6 protein-coding genes are annotated in these 7,925 nt (G+C 49.0%); all 6 read right to left on the bottom strand.

What is annotated here, in order from left to right:
- Positions 1-1,839, bottom strand: a 1,839-nt coding sequence (locus ACFQ1C_RS13385; protein ID WP_379559142.1) for a retention module-containing protein, incomplete at its 3' end; no start/stop codon positions are given.
- A gap of 218 nt (positions 1,840-2,057) precedes the next feature.
- Positions 2,058-3,137 (bottom strand): class II fructose-bisphosphate aldolase, encoded by a 1,080-nt coding sequence (fbaA, locus tag ACFQ1C_RS13380; RefSeq protein ID WP_379559140.1) that lies wholly within the window; start codon positions 3,135-3,137, stop codon positions 2,058-2,060.
- Between the two features lie 69 nt (positions 3,138-3,206).
- Entirely contained in the window at positions 3,207-4,385 is a 1,179-nt protein-coding gene (locus tag ACFQ1C_RS13375; protein WP_379559138.1) for a phosphoglycerate kinase, read from the bottom strand.
- A gap of 34 nt (positions 4,386-4,419) precedes the next feature.
- Entirely contained in the window at positions 4,420-5,439 is a 1,020-nt protein-coding gene (epd, locus tag ACFQ1C_RS13370) for an erythrose-4-phosphate dehydrogenase (RefSeq protein ID WP_379559136.1), read from the bottom strand.
- Between the two features lie 208 nt (positions 5,440-5,647).
- A complete protein-coding gene (locus tag ACFQ1C_RS13365; RefSeq protein ID WP_379559134.1) occupies positions 5,648-5,803 on the bottom strand; it encodes a hypothetical protein in 156 nt (51 codons plus the stop codon).
- A gap of 456 nt (positions 5,804-6,259) precedes the next feature.
- Entirely contained in the window at positions 6,260-7,639 is a 1,380-nt protein-coding gene (locus ACFQ1C_RS13360; RefSeq protein ID WP_379559132.1) for an MFS transporter, read from the bottom strand.
- Positions 7,640-7,925 lie beyond the last annotated feature (286 nt).

Here is a 7,925-nt window from a genome sequence, read left to right as displayed (position 1 = left end):
CGGCGTCTGATCCAAGCTGCCGGTGAGGGTCGCTTGGCCCGTGCCTTCATGCACGGTGACGTCATTTAACGTCAGTGTGGTGGTGTTGAGGGTGTCGGCGATCTCCGTGTCCACGGCCGTGCCATTAAAGGTCAGGTTCTCGAAGCTGCCCGGGGTCCCCGCGCCCGCTTCGCTCACCCCGGTAATGGCCTGGCTGACGGTTTCGCCATCGACGTACACGTCATCGCCTTGCACCGCTTGGCTGAAGGTGATGCTGCTGGTGTTCGCCAGAATGGTCACGGTGTTGCCGCTGGCCAAGGTCACGGTGACATCGTTGTTGGCGTTGACCGGCTGACCGGCGGCGTCTTGCAAGGTCACGGTATAGGTTAGGTCACCGGCGCCTTCGTTGGCGGTGGCATTATCCACGCTCAAGGTGGCGGTCACCACATCCGTCGTGTCTTCTACGGTCACGGTGGCGCTGTTGCTCACCAGCTGCTCAAAGTCATGGTCGCCCTGATCAGTAACCGTCACGGTAATCTGCTCACCGTCGACATAAACGTCATCGCCTTGGATCGCAAATGCACTGGAGGTGGCTTCGGTCGCGCCGACCGCAAAGCTTAAGGTTGCGCCGTTGCTCAAGGTCACGGTGAACGCCTGGCCGGCCGGGTTGCTTAACACCCCAGTCACGGTGGCACTGCCGCTGCCTTCGGAGACCGTAATGTCACCCAGAGTCAAACTGGTGATATCGGCATCATCAACAATGGTGGTGCTGGCCGTCGCCGAGGTATCCAGGCTCTCAAAGTTACCGCCCTCGCTCTGGGTAATACTGATATCTAGCGGCTCATCGCCCTGCAGATAGGCATCATCGGCACGGCTGTCGAAGCTCACCTGACCACTCAGTTCGCCCGCGGCTATGACAATCTGCTCACCGTTGCTGAGGGTCAGGATCAAATCGGTTTGCGGCGCATTGTCGACCGTAGCGATCACGGTGATGGGCTGGCCTTCGGTTACGGTATCGGGCACAGACAAGGTCACGGTAGTGACGTCGCTGTCATCAACAATAGTGGTGGTCGTGCTAGAGCTGGTATCTAAATTATTATAATTACCGCCAGAGGTCCCTGTAATGGTTACGTCTACATTTTGATTGCCTTGGTTATAGACATCGTCAGGACGACTATCAAAACTTACGCTTCCGGAGGTGGCGCCAGCTGGAATGATAATCTGCTGGCCATTGCTAAGGGTGATAGTTAAATCAGTTTGGGGGGCTAGATCAACCGACGCGCTAATTGTAATTTGTCCGCCTTCGGTGATTTGGTCGGGAGCAAATAAAGTAATGGTACCTAAACGTGGTACTTCATTTAATTGCTCGCCAATAAGCAGCTCATTATTATCGAACGGCGTAGTCGATATCGCAGTATCAAAACCGGCTTCGGCAATAAGACTATCGCCGGTGCGTGTTACCTGTACAAAACCACCATTACCACTGCCATTAACGTTACCAGCAACGTCCGGTCCTGCTGCTGCGCCTGCGGCTGCGGCCTCAAAAGCTAAGGTAGGATCCTGCCCTTCTAAAATAGCGGCTTGTAAGGCGCTCACTTCATCACTGCTGCTCGATAATATAGTCGGTGCTTGAGCAGTCTCGAGTGGCTCGGTTGGTATTTCAGTCAGGCTGTTCTCGCCTAAAGCTAAATTAAAATCAGGCCCCGCGACCATTACTTCGGCACCAGCCTCAGTCATGATAATAGTACCAGGAGAAAGAATATCACCTTGCTTCAACGCTACCTTTTCGCCATTGGCGCGCAATATGAATGCTTTACCTACTAAGGTTGTAACAGTTGCAGCTTGTTGTATTTGTTCCATTACTTTCTCCCGTTACCATTATCATTAGTTATAGTTATCTTACTCAATCATAGCGGAGACGGTTGAAGCCAACCATCAACATTAATCGAACTAATGAGACAGCTTAGAGTAATAACTCTCCTATTTTTTAGATTTATTCTGTTATTTACAAATAAAAATACCGGCTTGTGGCCGGCATTGAATAAGAAAGCATTCTTAAGTATTTTAAAACAGGTTAGTTACAGCACATTGTTTGCGTTTAACTCACTAAACGCCTGCTCTAACCGAGCGATCATGCTGTTTTGACCTTCACGTATCCACACGCGTGGATCGTAATATTTCTTATTAGGCTTATCGTCACCGTCTGGGTTGCCTATTTGGCCTTGCAGATAATCTTGCTTAGCTTTGTAGTAATCCATAACACCGGCCCAAGTTGCCCACTGGGTATCGGTATCGATGTTCATCTTGATTACGCCATAGCCGATAGATTCTTTAATTTCTGCCGCTGAAGAGCCTGACCCACCGTGGAAAACAAAGTCTAATGACTTGGCTGGCAAGCCAAATTTTTCAGATACATGTTTTTGTGAGTTATCCAAAATTTTAGGAGTTAGCTTTACGTTGCCGGGCTTATACACCCCGTGTACGTTGCCAAAAGACGCCGCTATGGTGAACTTATCGCTAATAGCACTCAGCTTTTCATAGGCATAAGCCACATCTTCAGGCTGGGTATACAGCAAAGCGCTGTCCATGCCGGTGTTGTCTACGCCGTCTTCTTCACCACCGGTGCAACCCAGCTCAATTTCCAGCGTCATGCCGATTTTGCTCATGCGCGCCAAGTATTGACCACAGATCTCGATATTTTCTTCTAAGCTTTCTTCAGACAAATCAATCATATGTGAGCTGAATAGCGGCTTGCCCGTTTCGGCAAAGTGCTTTTCACCGGCATCCAATAGCCCATCAATCCAAGGCAGCAGTTTTTTAGCGGCATGGTCGGTGTGCAAAATAACCGGCACCCCATAGGCTTCAGCCATCGCGTGAACATGGCGCGCGCCAGAGATTGCACCCAAAATGGCAGCCTGATGGCCTTCTAACTTTAAGCCCTTACCGGCAAAAAACGCTGCACCGCCGTTAGAGAACTGCACCACAACCGGAGCTTTTACCTTAGCTGCCACTTCTAACACGGCGTTGACCGAGTCGGTACCCACTACGTTAACCGCAGGCAGGGCAAAGGCGTTTTCTTTGGCAATAGCAAAAATCTTTTGCATATCATTGCCACACACCACACCGGGCTTAACTACATCTAAAATTTTCTGAGACATTTTGTGCTCCTCGCTAAAACGCATTCGGCCGGCAACCGGTGCCAGCCGAGATAAATCAATAATTTTGGCTTATTGCTTACTGCCTGCTTCTTTGGCTCTTTGCTCAAGCATGGCCACAGCGGGCAGGGTTTTGCCTTCTACAAACTCAAGAAAGGCACCGCCGCCGGTAGAAATATACGAAATTTGGTCTTTAATACCAAACAAGTCAATGGCTGCCAGCGTATCACCACCGCCCGCAATAGAGAAAGCGTCACTCTCGGCAATGGCTTTAGCCACAATGTCGGTGCCGCGACGGAAGTTCTCGAACTCGAACACGCCTACTGGACCATTCCAGATGATAGTTTTGGCTTTTTTCAAGATATCGGCCAGCGCGTGGGCTGACTCATCACCTAAGTCGAGAATTTGTTCGTTGTCTTGTACTTCAGATACGTTTTTCACCGTAGCAATGGCGGTATCAGAAAATTCGGTAGCGGTGCGCACGTCGGTCGGCAGTGGAATATCACACTTGGCCATCAGTCGTTGAGCTTCGGGGATCAAGTCGGCTTCATGCAGCGACTTACCCACGTTGTAACCGGCGGCTGCGACAAAGGTATTAGAAATACCGCCGCCCACCACTAATTGATCGGCAATGGTGGATAAGGATTCTAACACCGTCAGTTTGGACGACACTTTAGATCCGCCTACTACTGCCACTAAAGGGCGAGCAGGATTATCCAGCGCCTTGGCCAACGCGTCTAGCTCAGCCACCAACAGCGGACCAGCACAGGCGACGGGGGCAAATTTTGCCACACCATGCGTCGAGGCTTGTGCACGGTGCGCCGTACCAAACGCATCCATCACAAACACGTCACACAGGGCGGCATATTGGCGAGACAGCGTTTCGTCGTCTTTTTTCTCGCCCACGTTAAAACGCACATTTTCTAGCACCACCAGCTCGTTGGCTGCCAGCTCAACACCGTTTAGATAATCGCTTGCTAAACGTACCGGTATCGATAAGGCCTTCTGCAAATAGTCGACTACTGGTTGTAGCGAAAACGCTTCAACAAACTCGCCTTCACTAGGACGACCAAGATGCGAAGTCACCATTACCTTCGCACCTTGAGCTAACGCCGATTTAATGGTGGGCAGCGAAGCCAAAATGCGAGCATCGGAGCTAACAGAGCCATTTTTAATGGGTACGTTTAAATCGGCGCGGATCAGCACTCGCTTACCAGACAAATCGAGTTCATTCATGTTCATGACAGACATTAAAGCGTCCTCTATAAGGCAGTTAAGGTATTTTTTAATCGGATAAAGATGACTTAAACCAAGCTAAGCTGGTATCCAGCATACGGTTAGCAAAGCCCCATTCGTTGTCGCACCACATCAGCATTTTGATAAGATTTGCGTCACTGACTCGGGTTTGCGTACCGTCGATAATGGAAGAATGAGGGTCATGGTTAAAGTCTACGGACACCAAAGGCGCTTCAGTATAATCCAAAATGCCTCGAAGCGGCCCCAATGCAGCTTCGCGCAGCACCTGGTTCACGGCCTCAACGGTGGCTTTTTGTTCAACCAACACACTTAAATCCATAGCGGTAACATTAATGGTCGGCACGCGTACCGAAATAGCCTCAAACTTGCCAGCGAAATGGGGCAAAATTCGTTCTACACCTTTGGCCAACTTAGTATCCACCGGAATAATGGACTGACTGGCGGCGCGGGTTCGGCGCAAGTCGCTATGATAGGCATCGATCACTTGCTGATCGTTCATCGCCGAATGAATGGTGGTGATATTACCGCATTTAATATTAAACGCCCGGTGTAGGATTTCAATAACAGGCACTACGCAGTTGGTGGTACAAGAAGCGTTAGATACCATGGTCTCGGCACCGGTCAACTGCTGGTGATTCACACCATAAACAATGGTGGCATCTAAATCGTTATCTCCTGGGTGAGAAAACAACACCTTTTTGGCGCCCGCCTGCAGATGCTGATTCGCATCATGACGGCTCGACAGCACGCCGGTACATTCCAGCACTAAGTCAACACCTAGCTCGGCCCACGGCAATTTGGCCGGATCCGGTTCATGGCATAAACGAATGATGTCATCGGCAATCTCAAAGGCACCGGGTAACAAGGTCACTTCTTGGCCAAATCGTCCATGGCTGGAGTCATAACGAGTTAAATGAGCCATGGCTTCGGGCTCGGCAAGCTCGTTGATGGCAACAATTTTCATGTGGCGGTGCAGATTACGTTCGTAAAAAGCCCGTAATACACTGCGTCCTATGCGGCCATAGCCGTTAATGGCAAGTCGAATCATTTACTCTTATCCCTGCGAGACTTAAAGGCGGCAGCCATCATTTGACCTGTGGCGCTTAATTCAGGCTCAAGTCTAACGGGGATTCAAAGCAAGGGGAATGGCTGGAGCTGTGATGGTGGCCTAAAAAATAAAACCCGACTGCTATTGCGGCCGGGTTTTACTTATAAATTATTAATAGTTTTGCTAAACAGTTAGCTAAACATCTAGCTTAAACGCCTTCAAGTTCCCTTTCTTGGCGCTCAATTTTAGCCGGTACTTCGGCTTGTTGCTGTAACCAAAACAATAGCTGAGCCGGGTAACAATCATCAGCGCTAAACAAGCAAACCGATGGTGAAGTAACGTTTAGCAACGACACATAATCCATTATGTTTCCCTCTTTGATACTAACTTCTTGTTGACCGTAATTGGGTTAATCACAAGCAATTAAAGGTTAACACCAGATGTTGAACTTTATGTGACAAGCCCAACATCTATTAGCATAGGCAAGCCCAACCATTCATGCCACTGAGCTGGCGGGAAGCGTAATGTGTGAAGAAGACGGGATAACGTAAAACCTAGGTCAGCAAAGGAATCCACAGTATCCACGGAAAAATAGCGATCAGCTCTGAAAACCATTTAATAGATAAAATCTAAAACAAAGCAGTAAGCCAAAAATAGACAAAGAAAGATGCTGAAACGTGTTCAGCAAGACGGCATAGGGCATGCCTTTTTGCCGTCATACCGAACTCAATTCGGTATCGGTATGACAGTAAAGCGGCGAAAGGCCAATGCTTATTTTTAGCTTTGCGCCGGGCGCTTAGTGCTCAGCGCTAGTTACAGTTCAATACTCATGCGGCACTAGCACTGACTCTTTTTCAGATTCATCTAGTTCGGGCTCAGGCAAATCTAGTTCCATCTGACAAGCCTTAGCTTCGGCTATCTCCTCTTCTTCTAGGTGCGGATATAACTCTTCCACCGGCACATCCACAAACTCTTCGTTACGGGGGTCAAGGGTGGTGATCACACCCGCCGTTTCTACTGGGCTGGGGATATATTGCGCCTGATCGGCCACTTCAACCGTTTTAGCGCCCTGACGCCAATATAGGGTATAACCACCCAGTAACAGGGCGATGCAGGCATTGCCATAATATAAACCTTGAGAGCCCTGCCACGTCATCATAACCGAGCTAAATAAAGGCCCCAAAGCGCTGCCTAACCCATAACACAATAATAATGTCGTGCTAGCAGCAACAATATGATGCGCGTCCATGCGGTCATTAGTAATGGCCACCGCGACCGGATAAATAGAGGCCACCATGCCCATATAGAGCGCCGAAAAGCCAATTAGAAATCCAAGATGATAGGATCCGGCAACCACTACGCCGATGGCGCTAAGCACCACTATGCTGTTAATCCAAATCATGATTTTGCTACGATCTAGGCGATCGCATAAACGCCCCAACGGCCAGGCAAATATAATGAAGGTAAATACCGATGCCGCCATAAAGTACGACAACTGATCCACTTCCAATCCCACCTGAATGGCATATACCGGCGCCATGGCATAGAAACTACTGATCAGCATGCCACTGCATAATGCCGCCAACAGGCCCAAGGGCGCGTCTTTAATAATGGCTTTAACACTCACCCGCTCATTGTGCTCTATGGTCGGCGCATCAATTCGACTCAAGGATAGCGGCACCAAAGCGGCGGTTAACACAATAGCCCCCAGCGTAAAGGGCACAAAGGCGGCAGGATCGGTGAAACCAATTAATAACTGCCCCGCCGTGGCCGCCAAGTAAGTACAAATTTGGTAAGAGAAAAACAGCGTGGCACGGTTGTCATTACTAGCCACGGCACTAAACCAGCTTTCAATAACAATAAAACAACCGGCCACGGCAACTCCACCAAAGGCACGCAGCAAAGACCAAATTAAAATGCTGTCGGTAAGGGGAAAGACCAACGTCGAGCTGGCTAAAAATGCACTAAATACCGCAAAGGCACGAATATGCCCTACTCGCTTAATAATTCTTTTCCCATATAAAGAGCCCACCACAAATCCCACTGAGTAGCAGACCATGATGGCACCAATCAATGTGGGCTCCACACCTTTAAGCCCTAGGTTGACGCCCAGTAGCGTCATCACAAAGGTATTACCGCCCATTAGTAGGAAGACGCTAAATATTAATGCCGAAAGTGAGATGACCAAACGTTTTATCATGCCAGGCCTTATTGGTTATGTTAAGTGGGAAAGTAAGCCTTTCGGGCAGCTGTAAGCCGTCAGCGGTAAGCTGTCTGCTAAAGAAAAGATTAAACCTAAACTATTTTTTTGCCACGGAATACACGGAAATTCACGGACGAAGAGCAAAATATAAAAGATAATAATGATGATATATAAGGTCTTGCCTCCAAGATACTTTTCTCTTTAGTCCTTACCTTAACGGTGGTTTTCAACCCAGTTGTCCAAATAACACTATCTAAGCGGCCATTTTATTCCGCTCAACCTC

It is taken from the genome of Oceanisphaera ostreae, assembly GCF_042676125.1.
Classification (GTDB): Bacteria; Pseudomonadota; Gammaproteobacteria; order Enterobacterales; family Aeromonadaceae; genus Oceanimonas; species Oceanimonas ostreae.
Note: the sequence above shows the minus strand (reverse complement) of the source record. Positions and strands in the feature narration are given on the sequence as shown.

Coding starts and splice junctions, on each gene's coding strand:
- fbaA (WP_379559140.1), bottom strand. CDS start 3,137: ATGTCTCAGAAAATTTTAGATGTAGTTAAGCCCGGTGTGGTGTGTGGC.
- ACFQ1C_RS13375 (WP_379559138.1), bottom strand. CDS start 4,385: ATGTCTGTCATGAACATGAATGAACTCGATTTGTCTGGTAAGCGAGTG.
- ACFQ1C_RS13360 (WP_379559132.1), bottom strand. CDS start 7,639: ATGATAAAACGTTTGGTCATCTCACTTTCGGCATTAATATTTAGCGTC.
- epd (WP_379559136.1), bottom strand. CDS start 5,439: ATGATTCGACTTGCCATTAACGGCTATGGCCGCATAGGACGCAGTGTA.
- ACFQ1C_RS13365 (WP_379559134.1), bottom strand. CDS start 5,803: ATGGATTATGTGTCGTTGCTAAACGTTACTTCACCATCGGTTTGCTTG.